17 protein-coding genes are annotated in these 18,896 nt (G+C 63.1%); 13 read left to right on the forward strand and 4 right to left on the reverse strand.

Annotated elements, in window-relative coordinates:
- Nucleotides 1–2: 2 nt before the first annotated feature.
- Complete coding sequence (locus AFIDRAFT_RS11810; RefSeq protein WP_009339647.1) at nt 3–3,125, reverse strand: tetratricopeptide repeat protein; 3,123 nt, start codon at nt 3,123–3,125, stop codon at nt 3–5.
- A 250-nt stretch (nt 3,126–3,375) separates the two neighbouring features.
- Here AFIDRAFT_RS11810 and AFIDRAFT_RS11815 point away from each other — a divergent pair, with 250 nt between their 5' ends.
- From AFIDRAFT_RS11815 to AFIDRAFT_RS11825, 3 genes are all read left to right on the forward strand, one after another.
- Nucleotides 3,376–3,906: a MarR family winged helix-turn-helix transcriptional regulator gene (locus tag AFIDRAFT_RS11815; protein WP_009339649.1), complete on the forward strand. Its 531-nt coding sequence runs from the start codon at nt 3,376–3,378 to the stop codon at nt 3,904–3,906.
- A gap of 90 nt (nt 3,907–3,996) precedes the next feature.
- Nucleotides 3,997–5,367 (forward strand): glutamate--cysteine ligase, encoded by a 1,371-nt coding sequence (locus AFIDRAFT_RS11820; RefSeq protein WP_009339651.1) that lies wholly within the window; start codon nt 3,997–3,999, stop codon nt 5,365–5,367.
- A 144-nt stretch (nt 5,368–5,511) separates the two neighbouring features.
- Nucleotides 5,512–6,096, forward strand: a complete 585-nt coding sequence (locus AFIDRAFT_RS11825; protein ID WP_009339653.1) for a PAN domain-containing protein — start codon at nt 5,512–5,514, stop codon at nt 6,094–6,096.
- 9 nt (nt 6,097–6,105) lie between these two features.
- Here AFIDRAFT_RS11825 and lepB read toward each other — a convergent pair whose 3' ends face one another.
- From lepB to AFIDRAFT_RS11840, 3 genes are all read right to left on the reverse strand, one after another.
- Entirely contained in the window at nt 6,106–6,873 is a 768-nt protein-coding gene (gene lepB / locus AFIDRAFT_RS11830; RefSeq protein WP_009339655.1) for a signal peptidase I, read from the reverse strand.
- Nucleotides 6,870–8,297, reverse strand: a complete 1,428-nt coding sequence (gene tldD / locus AFIDRAFT_RS11835; protein WP_009339657.1) for a metalloprotease TldD — start codon at nt 8,295–8,297, stop codon at nt 6,870–6,872. The genes lepB and tldD overlap by 4 nt, the downstream gene beginning before the upstream one ends.
- Before the next feature lie 127 nt (nt 8,298–8,424).
- Entirely contained in the window at nt 8,425–8,961 is a 537-nt protein-coding gene (locus tag AFIDRAFT_RS11840) for an invasion associated locus B family protein (RefSeq protein ID WP_009339659.1), read from the reverse strand.
- Between the two features lie 437 nt (nt 8,962–9,398).
- On the opposite strand from AFIDRAFT_RS11840, the gene coxB reads away from it, so the two are divergent.
- From coxB to AFIDRAFT_RS11890, 10 genes are all read left to right on the forward strand, one after another.
- Nucleotides 9,399–10,244, forward strand: coding sequence for a cytochrome c oxidase subunit II (coxB, locus tag AFIDRAFT_RS11845; RefSeq protein ID WP_009339660.1), 846 nt, complete (start codon nt 9,399–9,401; stop codon nt 10,242–10,244).
- A 64-nt stretch (nt 10,245–10,308) separates the two neighbouring features.
- Complete coding sequence (ctaD, locus tag AFIDRAFT_RS11850) at nt 10,309–11,934, forward strand: cytochrome c oxidase subunit I (protein WP_009339662.1); 1,626 nt, start codon at nt 10,309–10,311, stop codon at nt 11,932–11,934.
- 112 nt (nt 11,935–12,046) lie between these two features.
- On the forward strand, nt 12,047–12,988 hold the full coding sequence (locus AFIDRAFT_RS11855) for a heme o synthase (protein WP_009339663.1): 942 nt from the start codon (nt 12,047–12,049) through the stop codon (nt 12,986–12,988).
- A 7-nt stretch (nt 12,989–12,995) separates the two neighbouring features.
- Nucleotides 12,996–13,163 (forward strand): cytochrome c oxidase system small membrane protein, encoded by a 168-nt coding sequence (locus AFIDRAFT_RS11860; protein ID WP_009339665.1) that lies wholly within the window; start codon nt 12,996–12,998, stop codon nt 13,161–13,163.
- 1 nt (nt 13,164) lies between these two features.
- Nucleotides 13,165–13,782: a cytochrome c oxidase assembly protein gene (locus AFIDRAFT_RS11865; protein ID WP_009339667.1), complete on the forward strand. Its 618-nt coding sequence runs from the start codon at nt 13,165–13,167 to the stop codon at nt 13,780–13,782.
- A 54-nt stretch (nt 13,783–13,836) separates the two neighbouring features.
- Nucleotides 13,837–14,694 (forward strand): cytochrome c oxidase subunit 3, encoded by an 858-nt coding sequence (locus AFIDRAFT_RS11870; RefSeq protein ID WP_009339669.1) that lies wholly within the window; start codon nt 13,837–13,839, stop codon nt 14,692–14,694.
- Nucleotides 14,695–14,828: 134 nt separating this feature from the next.
- Nucleotides 14,829–15,230: a DUF983 domain-containing protein gene (locus AFIDRAFT_RS11875; protein ID WP_040298386.1), complete on the forward strand. Its 402-nt coding sequence runs from the start codon at nt 14,829–14,831 to the stop codon at nt 15,228–15,230.
- Nucleotides 15,227–15,979 (forward strand): SURF1 family protein, encoded by a 753-nt coding sequence (locus tag AFIDRAFT_RS11880; RefSeq protein ID WP_009339674.1) that lies wholly within the window; start codon nt 15,227–15,229, stop codon nt 15,977–15,979. The genes AFIDRAFT_RS11875 and AFIDRAFT_RS11880 overlap by 4 nt, the downstream gene beginning before the upstream one ends.
- Before the next feature lie 125 nt (nt 15,980–16,104).
- Nucleotides 16,105–17,520: a threonine synthase gene (thrC, locus tag AFIDRAFT_RS11885; RefSeq protein WP_009339676.1), complete on the forward strand. Its 1,416-nt coding sequence runs from the start codon at nt 16,105–16,107 to the stop codon at nt 17,518–17,520.
- Nucleotides 17,520–18,809, forward strand: coding sequence for a M16 family metallopeptidase (locus AFIDRAFT_RS11890; protein ID WP_009339678.1), 1,290 nt, complete (start codon nt 17,520–17,522; stop codon nt 18,807–18,809). The genes thrC and AFIDRAFT_RS11890 overlap by 1 nt, the downstream gene beginning before the upstream one ends.
- Nucleotides 18,810–18,896 lie beyond the last annotated feature (87 nt).

Raw genomic sequence — 18,896 nt, forward strand, 5'->3', positions numbered from 1 at the left:
AATCAGATCGTCGAGTGTTTCGCGGCTTTGGGCTTGGCCGATCTGCTTGAGGTCTTCTGCACGCGCTTGGCGTCCCAGCCGCCCGGCGGCGTCGCGACCCGGATCGCATCGCTCGGTTGCTGCTCGACCTTGAAGGTCTGTGCCGCGAGTTTGGCCTTGGCGAGCGAGGCCGGGTCGAGCCGCTTGGCAACGTCGTCGCGCTTGTGCGCGGAATCGGTGTCGCCCTGCGCGGCAGCGAGGCTGAACCATTTGTAGGATTCGGCGAGGTTCTGTTCGACGCCGATGCCGCGCGCGTAGAGGATGCCGAGATTGAACTGGCTGTCGGCGACGCCATGCTCGGCGGCCTTCAGGAACCAGTAGGCAGCGGCCTTGTAGTTCGGCTTGCCGCCGCCATCGGCTTCCAGCACCGCGAGATTGTGCATCGCCTTGGCATTGCCGCGATCGGCAGCCGCGCGGTAGTAGCGGTTGGCGGTGTCGATATCCTTGCGGACGCCGAGGCCCTTTTCATACAGCGTGCCGAGGCGGAACAGTGCAGGCACGAGGTTGGCCTTCGCCGCGCGGTCGTACCATTTCGCAGCCTCCTCGAAATTCGCGGTCACGCCGCGCCCATCGGCATAGCGCAGGGCGATCTCATAGGCGGCGCTCGCGTCACCCTTGAGGGCTGCCGCGCGCAGCACCGGACCGCCGATGGCCTCCGGCAGCGGCGCGACGACACCACTGACAGACGGGATCGAGCCGGTGATGTCGGCATTCGCAGGCTGCGCGGGTGGTGCCGCCGGTGTGATGGACGGGCTGGAAGCCCAGCTCGGCAGCGTCGTGGCCGGTGCGTTCATCGACTGCTTGTCGATCGGCGTGGGCGACGTCATCGACGGAGCAGGCGGCGCCGATTGTTCGGGTGCTGGTGTGGTGTTGTCGTCCGTGTCTGGAGTCTGTGCGGGCGATGCTGCAGGCGCGGGCGACACGGCATGGGATTCCATCGCCGGCGCGGAGCGGCCCGTCTCGCCGCTGTGCCACAGATTGCTCGCCATCTTGAAGGTGCCGAGCACGATCACGAACACGCTGGCGCCAACCAGAAGCGCCCGCACCCGCGACGAGCGGGACGTATCGGGTGATGTTTCTTTCGCGTTCGCGACAGCTCGCGCCGCATCGTTCAGCGCGGTGACGCGGTTGGCTTTCTTGGACGCAGGCTTGGCTTCGCCGGCCTGTGCGGCCTGAGCGGCGCGGCGTGCGGCCTGAATGAAATTCGACGAGCTGACCGGCCCCTTTGGGGGCGGAATATCGCGTAGCGCATTCTCGGAACTGGCGATGCGTTCCGCCGCCGACGGCCGTGCGTTGTTGCGGCTGCCCGGCTCCAGCGGATGGTCGGGCGGCAGATCGGGATCGATCGGAGAACGCGCAGGGCGCGACGGAGCCGCGTTGACGACGGATGCAGGCTCCTTGGGGAGTTGGGACGGGATCGGCTCTGCTTTCGCAGGCATTTGCGTGACTGGGCGAGCGGCGCTCTGCAGCAACGCGGGGTTCGGCAACTCGGGCCGTGTCTGCGGTGGAATCGGCGGTGCTGCAGGCCGTGACGGCGCAGGTGGCGGAACGGGAGCAGGCGCAGGCGTGGAACGGCCCTGACGCAGATCGCCTTCGATCTGGGCGAGGCGGTCGACCACATGGCCGAGCGTGTTGTGAACGACCTCCAGCGAATCCTGCGTGTGACGGGTCGTGTCCACCTGGCTCTGGCGCATGTCCGACAATTCGCGCCGGATCGCGTCGACGAAGGCGGAGTCCATCGCGGGCGCGGCTGATGCCGGGGCTGCGTCGCCTCCGCGTTGTTGCAGCATCTGCATGATCTCGGACAGGCCGCTTTCGACGCGGTTCAGATTGCCGGGACGGGTCTCCGAGGCTTCCAGCCGCTCCAGCAGATGCGCGACACGCTGTTCGACATGGCCGAATGTCGACGCGGCATCGCCGCCAACCTGCAGATTGTCGAGACGATCGGAGATCGTGCGAACCGCCTTGTCGAAATGGCCGGTATCGGCTGCCGGGCGCTCGCGTTGCTCCAGCGTTGTGGTCAACGCGGCGATGCGCTGTTCGAGGGCTGCGAACATGTCGCTGTGCCCGCTCTGCGACAACTGGTCGACCCGCAGCGACAGCGTGCGGACATTCTCGGACAACTGCGCCAACGCTTCGTTCGAGGCGATGTTGGCGACGATGGTCTTCAGCGCCGAGATCGCCTCGTCGAGTTGGCGCAGCGTGGCGGGATCGCCGCTTGAGCGGACGATGGTGTCGATCTTGCCGCCGAGGTTGCGGATGGCGTCGTCGAAACCGGCAAGCTGTTCCGCCGGCGTGAGCGAGCGCAATTCGCTGCGAATTTCGGAGAGAGCGCGCTCGATCGCGCCAAGAGCCGCGCCATCGCCGCCGGTCTGATGCGTTTCGTCGATCCGCCGGCCGAGCGAGCGAATCTCGCCTTCCAGCGATTCGATCGCGCGGCGCGGCAGCGCCTCGGTGATGGCGTGGCGGATTTCGGCGAGTTCGGAGCGGAACGCGGCGATGGACTGTTCGATGCCATCGGGGCGGCGCAGCGTTTCGATCTGGCTCGTGAGGCCCGCGATCTGGCGCTCGATGTTGAGGAAACCAGGGTGTTCGGGCGCGGGCGCCATCGGCGGCGCCTGAACGAAATTCGGCGCGCTGCGGTTCAGCGCTTCCTGCGCGGGGCTTGGACCATCGAGTTCGCCCTGGCGGGCGATGATTTCCGCGATCGACAGGTCGAGTCCTGCCGGGCGCGTCGGCGCGGGCGGCGCCATCCGCGGCGCGGCGGTGGTGGGGACCTGTTGGGATGGCGCGGACATATGCGAAAGCCGGGCGTCGAGCCGCGAGATCGCGTCGTTGAGTTGCCGCGCCACGCCGTTTTCGCCGCGCGCGGCTGGGTGCTGGGACAATTGTTCGACCTGACGGGCGATGGAATCGAGCCGCTGGTGGATTTCGGCGATGTCGCGCGTCTCATGCGGCGAAAGCTGGCGCTGGGCGGGTGCATTCATCCAGTCGCCCGGCGCGCCGGTGCGCTGCGTGGCGCTTGTGCCGCGTTCCCTGACGGAAGGGTCGAGACCCTCAGCGCCCCATGATTGATGAAATGCCATGCCCTGTCCGGTACCCGACGCCGGTTTCCTGCCGTCTCCAGTCGCTACGCCCTTTGAAGAAACAAACGAATTTCCGGCGCAGACAGACTGCTTCAGGCGAGACTTTTCCGTGTCAGGGTAAACAACGGGTTAAGGAGGAGTGTGCAGATGCGGAAAAGTTTACGCGGCAGCAGGAGATAGCCGGGAAAGCGCATGCCGCTTGGCAATTGCACCGGCGTGGCTTAATGCAGATGCATGAATGCCAAGGTGGATGCATTTGCATAAATCTTCACGCCCAAGCGATGGCAACGGCCTGACGGCGCGCCGCCCGTCCGACGAAGTGACGGAAGCATGGCTGCGCCTGATGCGGGTGCGCAGTTGTGTCCTCGAGGCCGTCGAGCAGGATCTGAAGAAGGCCGGATTTCCGCCGCTCGCCTGGTATGAGGCGCTGCTGGAATTGTCGCGCGCGCCGGGTGGCGAACTGCGCCCGGTCGAACTCGAAAAACAGATGCTGCTGCCGCAATATTCCACCTCGCGGCTGATCGAGCGTCTGGTCGATGAGGGACTTGCGGCGCGGCGCGAGTGCAAGAACGACAAGCGCGGCCTGTTCGTGGAAATCTCCGATGCCGGACGCGATCTGCAAAAGAGAATGGGAGAGGCTTATTCCATCGCGATCGAGCGCCACGTCGGCTCCAAGCTGTCGGACGTGGAGGCCGCGAAATTGTGCGGCCTGCTCGACCGTCTCGGCTGTTGCGCCCAGACGCCGGCGCCCGATGTGAAAGAAGCTGCGTCTTCGCAATGAGATTTTATTCACCACTTATGTCTACGGGTGGGCGCGCCCGTTGCCCCCGGCGGCCTGCGTCGTTCGCGACGCATTTTGAAAAGGTGCCGCATGGCGCGTGACCAGATCGATATGACCCCGCTCGACTCGCGCGATGCGCTGGTCGGGTGGCTTGAAGTAGGCATCAAGCCGAAGTCCGAATTCAAGATCGGCACCGAGCATGAGAAGACGCCGTTCACGTTGAACGGCCATCGCCCTGTGCCTTACGAAGGCACCCGCGGCATCAACGCTCTTTTGGAAGGCATGCGCCTTCTGCTCGGCTGGGAGCCGATCGTTGAGCGCGGCAATATTATCGGCCTGTACGATGTCACCGGCGGCGGCGCGATTTCGCTGGAGCCGGGCGGGCAGTTCGAATTGTCGGGCGCGCCGCTCGACAACGTGCATCACACCGCCGTGGAGCTTGCGGCGCATCTTGCACAGGTGCGCGAGGTCGCCGAACCGCTTGGCATCGGCTTTCTCGGCCTTGGCATGACGCCGTCGTGGTCGCGCGAGGAAATCCCGGCGATGCCGAAAGGCCGCTACGGCATCATGACCCGCTACATGCCAAAGGTCGGTCGTTACGGCCTCGACATGATGTACCGGACCTGCACCGTGCAGGCCAATCTCGACTTTTGTTCGGAAGCCGACATGGTGAAGAAGCTGCGTGTCGCGGTGGCGTTGCAGCCGATCGCGACCGCATTGTTCGCCAACTCGCCATTCACCGAAGGCAAGCCAAACGGCTTTCTGTCCTTTCGCTCGGAAATCTGGCGCGATACCGACAACGCTCGTGCCGGCATGATCCCGTGGGCGTTCGAGGATGGCATGGGGTTCGAGCGCTGGGTCGATTACGCGCTCGATGTGCCGATGTATTTCGTCAAGCGCGGCGACGATTACATCGATGTCTCGGGCTCATCCTTCCGTGACTTCCTCGAAGGCAGGAACGAAAAATTCCCGGGCGAGAAGCCGACCCTCTCGGACTGGGCTAATCATCTGTCCACGATCTTTCCCGAGGTGCGTCTGAAACGTTATCTCGAGATGCGCGGCTCCGATGGCGTGCCGTTGCAGCAATTGCCGGCGCTTCCTGCGTTCTGGGCGGGTCTGCTCTATGACGATGTCAGCCTCGACGCGGCGTGGGAACTGGTGCGGGACTGGGATACCGCGACCCGTCAGGCGATGCGCGATGCGGTGCCGCGTCTTGGTTTCAAGACACCAGTCGGCAAGCGCTACATTTTTGAAGTTGCCCGTGAATGTCTTGTGCTTGCGCATGCCGGCCTGCGCCGTCGCGCATGCGTCGATCATCTTGGCCGCGATGAATCGCGATTCCTCGAGCCTCTCGATCGCATTATCGATGCTGGCCGCACGCCGGCAGAGGAAATGTTGACAAAATTTAATGGGGTCTGGGGTGGCTCTGTCGATCCAGTTTATGACGCCTACGCTTTTTAGAGGTATCGAGGATTTGCGATGGCTCGCCGTCGTGTCAGCGAGCACACTCGCTGACATTCATCTGCGATACAGGAAAGCCGCGCTTGGATGGTAGGGTGGCGGACTGCTCGAGCTGCCGGTCCGGTTTCTGAAAGTCATGTTGGCATGCCTGGTTTTCGTACTTTCAGATATTTCCTAGGATTGCCCGCCCAGCTTCTGGCGATGGCTGCGCTCATTGCCGTGCTGGTGCCCGTGGCGATGTCGTCGCCTGCACAGGCGCAGGCCAATTTCGATCGTCCCGGCGGCGACTACGCGCATTCGGAAATTCTGTCCGGCGATCCGGCAGCCTGCGCGCTCGCTTGCGAACGCGACCGGCGCTGCCGCTCGTGGAGCTTCAATTATCCGACCGCCAAGCGTGACAGCGCGATCTGCTGGCTGAAAAACAGTGTGCCGCGCCGCACTGCGGACACCTGCTGTGTTTCGGGCGTGCGTGGTGCCGGTGTCGTCGAATTGCGCAATCGCAAGATCGAGATCGCGACCGACCGTTATGGCGGCGACTATCGCAGCATTTCGGTGCCGTCGGATACTGAAGGCGATCATTGCAAGGCGGCGTGCGAGGCCGACAATCGCTGCCGCGCATGGACCTACGCGCGGCCCGGTTATGTCGGGCGCGATGCGCGCTGCTATCTGAAGGATCGCATCAAGCCGCCGCGCCGCAAGCCGGGATTCATCTCTGGCGTGGTGCGCTAAACGCCGTCCCTACTGCACCGACGAAAACGTCCGAGACAGGCGCAGGCCCGACGGCCAGTTCCAGATCGGCTGATGTTTGGCCGCGATGTCCCATGAGCCGAGCACGGTGTCGACGCGGCCGACGAGATTATCGACCGGCAACAGCCCGACACCGCCTTCGGCCACCGGCACGCGGCTGTCGGCGGAGTTGTCGCGGTTGTCGCCCATCACGAACAGCTTGCCGGCAGGCACGGTGATTTCATCGGTGTTGTCGAGTGCGCCATGGGTGCGCAGCTTGAAGAAGGTGTGGCTATGTCCGCCGGGCAGCGTCTCGGTGTAACGCGCAGCGGGCAGCGTACCGCCGTCCTCGTTCTCGGCATTGCCGAATCCATCGGCGGAAACCGGCACGGGTTGGCCGTTGAGCCAGACGCGTCCTTCGCGCATCTGCACGCGGTCGCCCGGCAGGCCGATGACGCGCTTTACCCAGGCCTGCGAAGTGTCTCCGGGCCAGCGGAACACGACGACGTCGCCGCGCTCGGGCAGCTTGCCGAACAGCCGCGCGCTGGTCGGTACCGAAACGTTCATCGGCAGCGAGGCGGTGCCGTAGCCGTAAGGGAATTTCGATGCGAGCAGCGCATCGCCGATCAGCAGCGTCGGCTCCATCGAGGCGGAGGGAACGTAGAACGGCTCGGCCAACGCCGCCTTGCCCGCCATCACGATCAGGAAGGCCGCCGCGATCTCGCTGATGGCACGCGTCCAGGTGCGTTGCGGTTTTGCTGGTGTGGTTGTCGTCGTCATGCGCCTGTCCCGCCCACGGTGATGCGGTCCATCCGCAGGGTCGGCTGGCCGACGCCGACCGGTACGCCCTGTCCATTTTTGCCGCAGGTACCGATCCCGGCATCGAGTTCGAGGTCGTTGCCGACCATCGTAATGCGATGCAGGTCGGTCGGGCCATTGCCAATCAGCATCGCGCCCTTCAGCGGCGCGCCGACCTTGCCGTTTTCGATCCTGTAGGCCTCGGTGCACTCGAAAACATATTTGCCTGAGGTGATGTCGACCTGTCCGCCGCCAAAATTCACGGCATAAATGCCGTTCGTCACCGAGGCGAGGATTTCCGCCGGGTCCCGCTCGCCCGCCAGCATATAGGTGTTGGTCATGCGCGGCATCGGCACATGGGCGTAGGATTCACGCCGTCCGTTGCCGGTCGGCTTCATGTTCATCAGCCGCGCATTCTGGCGGTCTTGCATATAGCCGACGAGAATGCCGTCTTCGATCAGCACGGTGCGGTTGGTCGGCGTGCCTTCGTCGTCGATCGACAGCGAGCCGCGTCTGGAAGCAATGGTGCCGTCATCCACCACGGTGACCCCCCTAGCCGCGACCTGCTGGCCCATCAGGCCCGCGAACGCCGAGGTTTGCTTGCGGTTGAAATCGCCCTCCAGCCCATGGCCGACGGCTTCATGCAACATCACGCCGGGCCAGCCGGGACCGAGCACGACATCCATCTCGCCTGCGGGCGCGGGCACCGATTCCAGATTGAGCAGCGCCTGACGGATCGCGGCATCGGCGGCGGTCCGCCATGCCTTGGTTTCGATGAAGCGGGCATAGCCCTCGCGGCCGCCATAACCCTGGCTGCCGGTTTCCTGCCGGTCACCTGAGCCTGCGACCACCGAGACGTTGACGCGGACCAGCGGGCGGATGTCGCGATAGCTCTCGCCGTCCGGGCGCACGATTTCGACCACCTGCCAGGTCGCGCCGAGGCTGACCGAAACCTGACGTACACGCGGATCTTTCTCGCGGACATAGGCATCAATCTCGGCGAGCAGCTTGACCTTGGTTTCAAAAGCTTCGCCGTCGAGCGGATTGGCGTCTCCATAAAGCCGCACATTGGTGTGGGGCGGGGGACTCGCGAACGTGCCGGAATAGCCGCCGCGCACCGCATGCACGGCATCGGCCGCACGCGCGATCGCCGACAGCGACATGTCGGAGGAATGGGCGTAGCCGACCGCATCATCCTTCACGGCGCGCAGGCCGAAACCCTGCGCGGTGTCGTAGGTCGCCTGCTTGAGGCGGCCATTGTCGAAGGCGAGTCCCTCCGACTGGCGATATTCCATGAACAGTTCGCCGTCGTCGGCGCCGTTGAGCCCGCGGATGATTTCCTTGCGGACATCGTCGCGGTCGAGACCTGCGCGTTCGATCAGGGACGTGGAATGGGAATCGGTCATCAGGGCGCTCCGCGCATCGGCGACATCAATAAATCTCCGCCAACCGAACCGGTGCAACGGGGCGGAAAGGCGGCAAGGCAAGTATCAAGGCAACAGATAGGGTGCCTTGGTCGCTCAGGGGAGGCCTTTACGGCAGTTTGGCGTAGCCCTCGCCCAGACCCTTGAGGCTGAGCGGGAAGCCGATGCCTTCCTCGGGCGTCTCGAAAATGATGAATGTCGCGGTTTTCGCGGTCTTGAGCTGGTCGAGCAGCTTGTCGTCCATCACGATCTCGGCGACGCAGCCGTTCGGCAGGCAGCGCACGAAACCGGCGCGGCCGACGTCCTTGTCGTCGAGCTTCAGCCCAAGTCCGGAGGGCAGCAGCACGCCGAGCGGTGCGACCACGCGCATCAATTTGTTTTTCTGATCGGCCGTTTTGAGAATGATGACCGTTAGCCCGGCATTGGCGCGGTCTTCCGCGACCACGCTCTGGATCAGCGCGCATTGCTCGTTCTGGGCGCCTGCCGGGGTGTCGCAGCGGATCTGCCAGTCGCCGCTGACCGATTTGACCGCGCCTTGCGCGTGAGCGGGAACAGCGAAACCGAAGGCGCAGGCCGCGAGCATCAAAACAGACAGGATGCTCCGCAGGCGGGCGGCGGCGGTGCCGGGCTTGTCGACAAATTTCATTCCGGGCGCTTTCTCAGTCGGTTTTCGAGCCATTCGTCCGTTTCTGACCATTCACGTTTTGGGTCATTGACAGGGCAATGACGGCGCCTTGAGGGCGACAAAAGGCGCCACAAGGCGAAAAGCGGCCGAATCGGGCCACCGCCGCGCCGCCCGGATTGCCTACAACGGACGATCATGCGCCTGCAATGTACAATCCGCCAGCGGGAAGGGCCCGACCCCCGGAAAGATTGGGTTTTTCTCTGATTTCGGCGATCAATTTCCGCAACGCTGGCTCGCGAATGAGGTACATTGCGGTAGGCATCAAATTATGGTTTGAGAAGCGGGAATTCGACGCGTTCTAATTGCGGTCTGACAGCCTTAAAAGGAATGGCGACGGGGAAGTGAGGCTTGCCGAGCGGCATGCCCACAAGAGCTATGAATATAGGAGCGTGAGCGGCATGAAGTTGTCGAGGGGCCGGATGAGCCGCGTATTGATGGGGATGGGCGTCGCCGCTGCGACCTTTGTCATGAGCGGCGTGGCGATGGCGGCCGAGATCATGGGGCAGCCGCAGGAGTGGGAATACAAACTCCAGAAGGCCGCGACGCCGATCATGGAGAACATCATCTGGTTCCACAACTTCCTGCTCTGGCTCATCACCGCGATCGTTCTGTTCGTCCTCGTCCTGATCGTGGTCGTCATCTTCAAGTTCAACGCCAAGGCCAACCCGGTCCCCTCCAAGACCACGCACCACACGCTGATCGAGGTGATCTGGACCATCGTTCCCGTGCTGATCCTGGTCGGCATCTCGGTGCCCTCGTTCCGGCTTCTGTTCAGCGAGCTGGACGTTCCGAAGTCGGACCTCACGATCAAGGCCACCGGCAAGCAGTGGTATTGGACCTATTCCTATCCCGACAACGGCAAGTTCGAATTCGATTCGCTGCTCGCCACCGACAAGCAGCCGCGCCTTCTGGCAGTGGACAATGAACTGGTGGTGCCGGTGAACAAGGTGGTTCGCGTTCAGGTGATCGGCGCCGACGTCATCCACTCCTTCGCGGTCCCCGCTTTCGGTATCAAGATCGACGCGGTTCCGGGCCGTCTCAACGAAACCTGGTTCAAGGCCGAACAGACCGGCATGTTCTACGGCCAGTGCTCCGAGCTTTGCGGCAAGGATCACGCCTACATGCCGATCGCCGTCCGCGTCGTCACCGAGGACGAATTCAAGAAATGGGTCGCCGACGCGCAGAAGAAGTATGCGTCCGCCCGCAACAGCACTTTCGCCTCTATCGAGGCTGTCGCGCACTGACGCGGCGTCACACTTGAGAAGGCAACCGCAAGGTTACGAACTGCAAAGTTCAAAGGATTAGAAAATGGCTTCCTCCGCTGCAACTCCCGCCCACACCGATCACGCCCATGACGACCATGCGCACGATCATCCGACCGGGTGGCGGCGGTATCTCTATTCGACCAACCATAAGGACATCGGAACGATGTACCTTATCTTCGCGATCATCGCCGGCCTCATCGGCGGCGCGATGTCGGTCGCGATCCGCATCGAGCTGATGTATCCGGGCGTCCAGCTCTTTGCTCAGAACCACACCTACAACGTGTTTGTGACCTCGCACGGCCTGATCATGATCTTCTTCATGGTGATGCCGGCGATGATCGGTGGTTTCGGCAACTGGATGGTGCCGCTCATGATCGGTGCGCCGGACATGGCGTTCCCGCGCATGAACAACATCTCGTTCTGGCTGCTGCCGGCGTCCTTCGCGCTGCTCATCATTTCCACCTTCGTCGAAGGTGAGCCGGGTTCGCTCGGTTCCGGCACTGGGTGGACGATGTACGCGCCGCTATCCACGTCCGGCCATCCGGGCCCCTCGGTGGACTTCGTGATCCTGTCGATGCATCTCGCCGGTGCGTCGTCGATCCTGGGCTCGATCAACTTCATCACCACGATCTTCAATATGCGCGCGCCGGGCATGACCATGCACAAGATGCCGCTGTTCGTGTGGTCGATTCTGGTGACCGTGTTCCTGCTTCTGTTGTCGCTGCCGGTTCTCGCCGGCGCGATCACCATGCTGCTGACCGACCGTAACTTCGGCACCTCGTTCTTCGCGGCCGATGGCGGCGGCGACCCGATCCTGTACCAGCATCTCTTCTGGTTCTTCGGTCATCCCGAGGTCTACATTATGATTCTGCCGGGCTTCGGCATGGTCTCGCAGATCGTCTCCACCTTCTCGAAGAAGCCCGTGTTCGGCTATCTCGGCATGGCTTACGCCATGGTCGCGATCGGCGGCATCGGCTTCGTCGTGTGGGCGCACCACATGTACACGGTGGGCATGTCGAGCTCCGCGCAGGCCTACTTCGTCGCGGCGACCATGGTCATTGCGGTGCCGACCGGCGTGAAGATCTTCTCGTGGATTGCCACGATGTGGGGCGGCTCGATTGAGTTCAAGGCGCCGATGTTGTGGGCGATCGGCTTCATCTTCCTGTTCACGGTCGGCGGCGTCACCGGCGTCGTGCTGGCGAATGCCGGCGTCGACCGCGTGCTCCAGGATACGTATTACGTCGTCGCGCACTTCCATTACGTGCTGTCGCTCGGCGCGGTGTTCGCGATCTTTGCGGGCTGGTACTACTGGTTCCCGAAGATGTTCGGCTACATGTACAACGAGACCATCGCCAAGGTGCACTTCTGGGTGATGTTCATCGGCGTGAACATCCTGTTCTTCCCGATGCACTTCCTCGGTTTGTCGGGCATGCCGCGCCGCTATATCGACTATCCGGATGCTTTCGCCGGCTGGAATCTGGTGTCCTCGATCGGCGCCTACATCTCCGCATTCGGCGTGCTGATCTTCCTCTACGGCGTGGTCGAAGCCTTCGCGAAGAAGCGCGTTGCCGGCAACAATCCATGGGGTCCGAGTGCCACGACGCTGGAATGGACCCTGACGTCGCCGCCTCCGTTCCATCAGTTCGAGGTGCTGCCTCGGATTCAGTAATCTGCGCTGCCGTGCCGGGAAGGCACGGCGCGCCAGCGTAATCTATCCGCCATAGCTCAGCCGTATCGGCTCAGCCATGGCGGATAGGGTCTATCCAAGGAGTCGTTCGGACTTGTCCGTGGTCGAGCAAAATTCGGTCGAATATTCTCCCCTCATCATTTCCGAGGCGGGCGTTTCGGATTACATCGCGCTTCTGAAGCCGCGGGTGATGTCGCTCGTCGTGTTCACCGCGCTTGTTGGTCTCGTGATCGCGCCGGGCCATCTGCATCCGGTTCTCGCCATCACCTCGATCCTGTGCATCGCGGTCGGCGGTGGCGCCTCCGGTGCGTTGAACATGTGGTACGAGCGCGACGTCGACGCGTTGATGACGCGCACCGCCAACCGTCCGATCCCGCGGGGCCGGATTTCGTCTTCGGAAGCGGCCGCTTTCGGCATCACGCTGGCGATCTTCTCGGTGACGACGCTCGGTATTCTGGTGAACTGGCTCGCCGGTGCGCTGCTGGCCTTCACGATCTTCTTCTATGTGGTCGTCTATACGATGTGGCTGAAGCGCTGGACCGCGCAGAACATCGTGATCGGCGGTGCCGCAGGAGCATTGCCGCCGGTGGTGGCCTGGGCGGCGGCGACCGGATCGCTTGCGCCGCAGCCGATCATCCTGTTTCTCATCATCTTCCTGTGGACACCGCCACACTTCTGGGCGCTGGCGCTGTTCCGTTCGGACGATTACGCCCGCGCCAACATCCCGATGCTGCCGGTGGTAGCAGGGCCCGACGCGACGCGGCTGCAGATCCTGCTCTACACCATCGTGCTGGTGGCCGTTGCGATCTCGCCTTGGCCGCTCGGCTATTTTGGCGTGGCTTACGGCATCACTTCGGTTCTACTCGGCGCGGGGATGCTGTGGTGCGCAGTCGATGTCTATCGCAAGCGCACCGGCACGGAGGCCAATCGCGCCGCTCGCGCGCTGTTCAAGTTCTCACTGTTGTATCTGTTCCTGCTGTTCGCAGTGCTGCCCCTCGAAGTGGCGGCAAACGCGCTCATCGCGGTGGTCTGGTAGGGCATGGATGGACAACGAGCCCGGCCAGGAAGAGGGGATCGTACTGACGGATGCGCAAAAGCGCCGCCGGCGGGAACGCTCGATCGCGATTGCGCTGGCGCTCGGAATCCTGGTGGTGTTGTTTTTCGCCGTAACCCTGGTCAAGGGGCCGGCTGTTCTGATCCGGCCGATGTGACATGAGCAACGAAACCCCATCCACGCCTTCCCGCAAGCCCCGCATGTCGCGCGACGTCATGGTCGCGACGATCTGCGGCTTCGTGGTCGCGCTGATGGTCGGCGCGTCCTATGCGGCGGTGCCGTTCTACAACTGGTTCTGTCGCGCCACCGGCTTCGGCGGCACGACCCAGGTTGCGGAATCGGCGCCGACGCACATTACCAATCGTTCCGTGACGGTGCGTTTCGACTCCAATATCCAGGGCGGTTTGCCGTGGAAGTTCGTGCCCGAGCAGAACGAAGTTCATATCAAGATCGGTGAAGTGGCGACGGTCTATTATTCGGTCACCAACCAGGCTGCGTACACCACCACGGGGCAGGCGAGCTACAACGTGACGCCGCTCACGACGGGCGCCTATTTCACCAAGATTAACTGTTTCTGCTTCACCGAACAGACCATGGCGCCTCATGAGAAGCGCGACATGGCGGTGGTGTTCTATGTCGATCCGTCGATGTTGCAGGATTCCGACCAGAACGGCACCAACACGATCACGCTGTCCTACACCTTCTATCCGGTGAAAAATCCGACGCCGAAACCGGTTGCTGCGTCGGAGCCGGACAAGCGCAAAAGTAATTTATAAGCTAAGATAAATGATACGAGCGCCGGGTGACCGGCACCGCAAACGGAGAACGAAATGGCTGGCGGGCACGTCAAACAACACGATTACCACCTCGTCGATCCGAGCCCGTGGCCGGTGGTCGGCTCGCTCTCGGCGTTCATCATGGCGGTCGGCGCGATTTCGTGGATGCATCATCTCTATGCCGCAGCTCCGATCGTGTTCGGCGTCGGCACCATCGGTGTGCTCTACACCATGGCGAGTTGGTGGGGCGACGTGATCCGTGAGGCGCAGTACAAGGGCGACCACACCCGCGTCGTGCAGCTTCATCACCGCTACGGCATGATCCTGTTCATTGCCTCCGAGGTGATGTTCTTCGTCGCCTGGTTCTGGGCCTATTTCAACGCCGCACTGTTCCCGGGCGATACCATCCAGTTCACGCGTGACGCGCTATTCGGCGGTGTCTGGCCGCCGAAGGGGATCGAAACCTTCGACCCGTGGCACCTGCCGCTATTGAACACGCTGATCCTGTTGACCTCGGGCACCACCGTCACCTGGGCGCACCACGCGCTTCTGGAAGGCGACCGCAAGGGGCTGAAGTGGGGCCTGATCCTCACCGTTGTGCTTGGCGCCTGCTTCACCTTGTGCCAGGCGTTCGAATACAGCCACGCTGAATTCTCCTTCGCCGGCCACGTCTATGGCTCGACCTTCTTCATGGCGACGGGCTTCCATGGTTTCCACGTTCTGGTCGGCACCATCTTCCTGACCGTCTGCCTGATCCGCGCCTATATGGGTCACTTCACGCCGAAGCAGCACCTCGGTTTCGAGTTCGCCGCCTGGTACTGGCACTTCGTCGACGTGGTGTGGCTGTTCCTGTTCATCTGCATCTATGTCTGGGGACATGGCGCGGAGAGCATGGCTCACGCGGCCCATTGACCGGCAATCCTTGCATCGAAAAAGCGGCCCTCTGGGCCGCTTTTTTTATGGGAGGCCGGCCTGTCCGGTTCGACGGGACTTTCCCGGCTGCCTTTCGTCGAGACTTTGCCGTACCTTTTTGTCATAAAGCCCCCATGAACAACCTGCCGTCCTCACCGCCTGCTACCCCGGCGGTCTCGCCTTTCGTCGCCGGATTGCGCTGCCGCTGCCCGCGCTGCGGCAAGGGGAAAATGTTCGCCGGGTTTTTGTCGCTGCGGCCGGAATGCGAGGTCTGCGGCCTCGATTACAACTTCATCGACTCTGGCGACGGTCCGGCGGTGTTCGTGATCCTGCTCGCGGGATTCCTGGTGGTGGGTGCGGCGCTGATCGTGGAAGCGAAATATCAGCCGCCATTCTGGGTTCATGCCGCCCTGTGGCTGCCGTTGATCCTGCTCGTGACGCTGGCGCCGCTGCGGCCGATGAAGGCGCTGATGATCGCGCTGCAATATCACCACAAGGCAGCCGAAGGGCAGTTCGTGAAGCGGGATCAGGCATGAGCCAAGCGAGGTCCTTGGGCAGTACGATCAGCATGACCGTGTTTGCGCTGGTGATGACGGCGCTCCTCACCGGATTGGGCTTCTGGCAGCTCGAACGCCGCGATGAGAAGCACGCGCTGATCGCCGCTTTGAATGCGCGGCTGGCGGCGGAGCCGGTGGCCTTGCCGCCATCGAGCGATTGGCCGCACCTGAACCGGAGTGACGATGAATTCCGCCGGGTGCGCTTCACGGCGACGTTCGAGAACAAGCCGGATGCGATGATCTACACATCCAGCTCGGCGGTGCGCACGGACATCAAGACGCCGGGTGCCTGGGCTTTCCTGCCGGCGCGGCTCGAGAGCGGCGAGCAGGTGGTGGTCAATGCCGGTTTCGTGCCGAATGAGATGCAGGGCCGGGCCGAGGAAGATCGCGCGGTCGCGCCCCTGCTGACCGGCAAGCCGGAGACGCTGACGGGGTATTTGCGTTTCCCCGAGCATCCCGGATTTCTCACCGCGCACGAAAATGAGCCGAAGCGGCTCTGGTTCATTCGCGATGTCCCCGGCATCGCCGCATCGCTGAACTGGGGAAAGATCGCGCCGTTCTACATCGACCTTGAAACGCCGGTGCCCGCGGGAGCGGTGCCGAGGCCCGGCGCTCTCGTGCCCAAGCTGCGGGATAACCATCTGCAATACGCGATCACCTGGTTCGGCCTCGCGCTTGCCGTGTTCGGCACGTTCGGCTTCTGGCTGTTCGGCAGGCGACGGGCCTGAGGCCTGCCATTTCACTTCCTTGTCGGGAGGAAGGCCAGCCGGTATGGTGCGGAATTCCACCCGGCGTGGATAAAATTAACAATCTTGTCAAAGGCTTGCGGAACCCTGCGCCTTTGGAGGTACCGTTGACGACTTATCTTTCGACCCGGGGCGAGGCCCCCAAGCTCGGCTTTTGCGACGTGATGCTGACCGGGCTTGCCCGTGACGGCGGCCTTTACGTGCCAGAAGTCTGGCCGACGCTCTCGCGCGAGGCCATCGCCGGTTTTGCCGGCCGACCCTATTGGGAGGTCGCTACCGAGGTGATCCGCCCCTTCGTCGCAGGTGAGATCTCCTATGCCGATCTCGGACGGATGACCAACGAAGCCTATGCCACGTTCCGCCATCCGGCGGTGGTGCCGCTCGACCAGAGCGGGACCAACCAGTTCACGCTCGAGCTGTTTCACGGGCCGACGCTCGCCTTCAAGGACGTGGCGATGCAGCTCCTGTCGCGGTTGATGGATCATGTGTTGGCCAAGCGCGGCGCGCGCACCACCATCGTGGTTGCGACCTCCGGCGACACCGGCGGTGCGGCGGTCGAGGCTTTCAAGAATCGCGAGAATGTCGATCTGTTCGTGCTGTTTCCGAACGGCCGCATCTCCGAGGTGCAGCGGCGGATGATGACGACGACCGGCGCGGCCAACGTCCATGCGCTGGCGGTGGAGGGCACGTTCGACGATTGCCAGGCGATCGTGAAGGCGCTGTTCAACCATCATGCATTCCGCGATCGCGTGTCACTGTCCGGCGTCAATTCGATCAATTGGGCGCGCATCGTGGCGCAGACCGTTTATTACTTCACCTCGGCGGTAGCGCTGGGCGCGCCCGCGCGCGAGATCGACTTCACGGTGCCGACCGGCAATTTCGGTGACATCTTCGCGGGCTATGTCGCCAAGCGCATGGGCCTGCCGATCGGCACGCTGCGCATCGCCACCAACGTCAACGACATTCTCGCGCGGACGCTGCAGAACGGGCTTTACGAAGTGCGCGGTGTTCACGCCACGCAATCGCCTTCGATGGATATTCAGGTGTCGTCGAATTTCGAGCGGCTGATTTTCGAGGCGAGCGGCCGTGACGCAGCACTGGTGCGCGGCCTGATGGCCTCGCTCGGCCAGTCCGGGCGCTTCTCCCTGCCGGGCAATGTGCTCAACGCAATCCGCGCCGATTTCGAGGCTGGCAGCGCCGACGAGACGGAAGTCGAGGCGACGATCCGCGCGGCGTTCCGCGAGGCGGGCGATCTCATCGATCCGCACACGGCCGTGGCGCTGGCGGTGGCCGAGCGCGACGACGCCGACGCCAAAACGCCGAACGTGGTGCTCTCCACCGCGCATCCGGCGAAATTCCCCGATGCGGTCGAGAAAGCCTGCGGCACGCGGCCGGGCCTGCCGGTCTGGCTCGACGGGCTGATGAGCCGCAAGGAGCACATCACCGTCATGAAGAACGATCCCGCGGCTATCGAGGCTTTCGTGCTCTCGGCGGGCCGGGTCGCCAAGCAAGAGGTTCATTGATGGCTGTCGAAATCACCAAGCTTCCCTCCGGGCTCACCGTCGTCACCGATGCCATGCCGCATCTGGAAACGGCGGCGCTCGGCGTGTGGACCGGGGTCGGTGGCCGCGACGAAAAGCTGGACGAGCACGGCATTTCGCATCTGCTCGAACACATGGCGTTCAAAGGCACAGCGAGCCGTACCTCGCGCGAGATCGTCGAGCAGATCGAAGCGGTCGGCGGCGATCTCAATGCGGCGACGAGTTCGGAAAGCACCGCTTATTACGCGCGCGTCATGAAGGCGGACGTGCCGCTTGCGATCGACGTGCTGTCCGACATTCTGGCGAATCCGTCCTTCGATACGGACGAGCTGGAGCGCGAGAAAAGCGTCATCGTGCAGGAGATCGGCGCGGCGATGGATACGCCCGACGATGCCGTGTTCGAATATCTTGGCGAATTGGCTTATCCCGACCAGCCGATGGGGCGCTCGCTGCTCGGTACGCCGGAGACGCTCGCGACCTTCACACGCGACAAGCTGCGCGGCTATCTCACCACGCATTATCGCGGCCCCGACATGGTGGTGGCGGCGTCTGGTGCGATCGATCATCGCCGGATCGTCGCCGATGTGGAGCAGCGGTTTGCGGGGTTCGGTGCTGATGAAGGTCCGAAGTCCAAGCCAGCTGTATTCGGTAAGGGTGGCTCGCGCGTTGTGCGCCGCGATCTGGAGCAGGCCCATCTGACGCTGGCGCTGGAAGGCATTCCGCAATCGGACCCGGCCTTGTTCAGCCTGCAGGTGTTCACCAACATCCTCGGCGGAGGAATGTCGTCGCGGCTGTTCCAGGAAGTGCGCGAGAAGCGCGGGCTTTGCTATTCGATCTACACCTTCCACCAGCCTTATTCCGACACGGGTTTCTTCAGTCTCTACACCGGCACCGACCCGACCGATGCGCCGGAGATGATGGAAGTCATTGTCGACGAGATGAACGAAGCGGTCGAGACGCTGACGGAGGCGGAAATCGCACGCGCCAAGGCGCAGATGAAGGCCGGATTGTTAATGGCGCTGGAGAGTTGCAGCGCGCGAGCCGAGCAGTTGGCGCGCCACGTGCTGGCCTATGGCCGTCCGCTGAGTATTGAGGAAATGATCGCGCGGATCGACAATGTCAGCGTGGAGTCAGCCCGTGATGCGGCGAGGGCGTTGCTTGCCCGCAGCCGCCCGGCGGTGGTGGCGCTCGGCAGCGGCCGGGGGCTGGACAAGGCGGTGGCGTTTGCGGAAGGATTGTCCGGGCCGAAGGCCAAGGCACTTCTTCACTAAGAAGGCACTTCTGCACTAAGAGGGCGCCGCATTAAGCGCCCTCCAACGTTGCGAGTTGAATGTGTTGATCGAGCCCATCCGGCTCGA

This window comes from Afipia sp. 1NLS2 (assembly GCF_000178995.1).
Classification (GTDB): domain Bacteria; phylum Pseudomonadota; class Alphaproteobacteria; order Rhizobiales; family Xanthobacteraceae; genus Afipia.

Coding starts and splice junctions, on each gene's coding strand:
- AFIDRAFT_RS11810 (WP_009339647.1), bottom strand. CDS start 3,125: ATGGCATTTCATCAATCATGGGGCGCTGAGGGTCTCGACCCTTCCGTC.
- AFIDRAFT_RS11815 (WP_009339649.1), top strand. CDS start 3,376: ATGCATTTGCATAAATCTTCACGCCCAAGCGATGGCAACGGCCTGACG.
- AFIDRAFT_RS11820 (WP_009339651.1), top strand. CDS start 3,997: ATGGCGCGTGACCAGATCGATATGACCCCGCTCGACTCGCGCGATGCG.
- AFIDRAFT_RS11825 (WP_009339653.1), top strand. CDS start 5,512: ATGCCTGGTTTTCGTACTTTCAGATATTTCCTAGGATTGCCCGCCCAG.
- lepB (WP_009339655.1), bottom strand. CDS start 6,873: ATGACGACGACAACCACACCAGCAAAACCGCAACGCACCTGGACGCGT.
- tldD (WP_009339657.1), bottom strand. CDS start 8,297: ATGACCGATTCCCATTCCACGTCCCTGATCGAACGCGCAGGTCTCGAC.
- AFIDRAFT_RS11840 (WP_009339659.1), bottom strand. CDS start 8,961: ATGAAATTTGTCGACAAGCCCGGCACCGCCGCCGCCCGCCTGCGGAGC.
- coxB (WP_009339660.1), top strand. CDS start 9,399: ATGAAGTTGTCGAGGGGCCGGATGAGCCGCGTATTGATGGGGATGGGC.
- ctaD (WP_009339662.1), top strand. CDS start 10,309: ATGGCTTCCTCCGCTGCAACTCCCGCCCACACCGATCACGCCCATGAC.
- AFIDRAFT_RS11860 (WP_009339665.1), top strand. CDS start 12,996: ATGGACAACGAGCCCGGCCAGGAAGAGGGGATCGTACTGACGGATGCG.
- AFIDRAFT_RS11865 (WP_009339667.1), top strand. CDS start 13,165: ATGAGCAACGAAACCCCATCCACGCCTTCCCGCAAGCCCCGCATGTCG.
- AFIDRAFT_RS11870 (WP_009339669.1), top strand. CDS start 13,837: ATGGCTGGCGGGCACGTCAAACAACACGATTACCACCTCGTCGATCCG.
- AFIDRAFT_RS11875 (WP_040298386.1), top strand. CDS start 14,829: ATGAACAACCTGCCGTCCTCACCGCCTGCTACCCCGGCGGTCTCGCCT.
- AFIDRAFT_RS11880 (WP_009339674.1), top strand. CDS start 15,227: ATGAGCCAAGCGAGGTCCTTGGGCAGTACGATCAGCATGACCGTGTTT.
- AFIDRAFT_RS11890 (WP_009339678.1), top strand. CDS start 17,520: ATGGCTGTCGAAATCACCAAGCTTCCCTCCGGGCTCACCGTCGTCACC.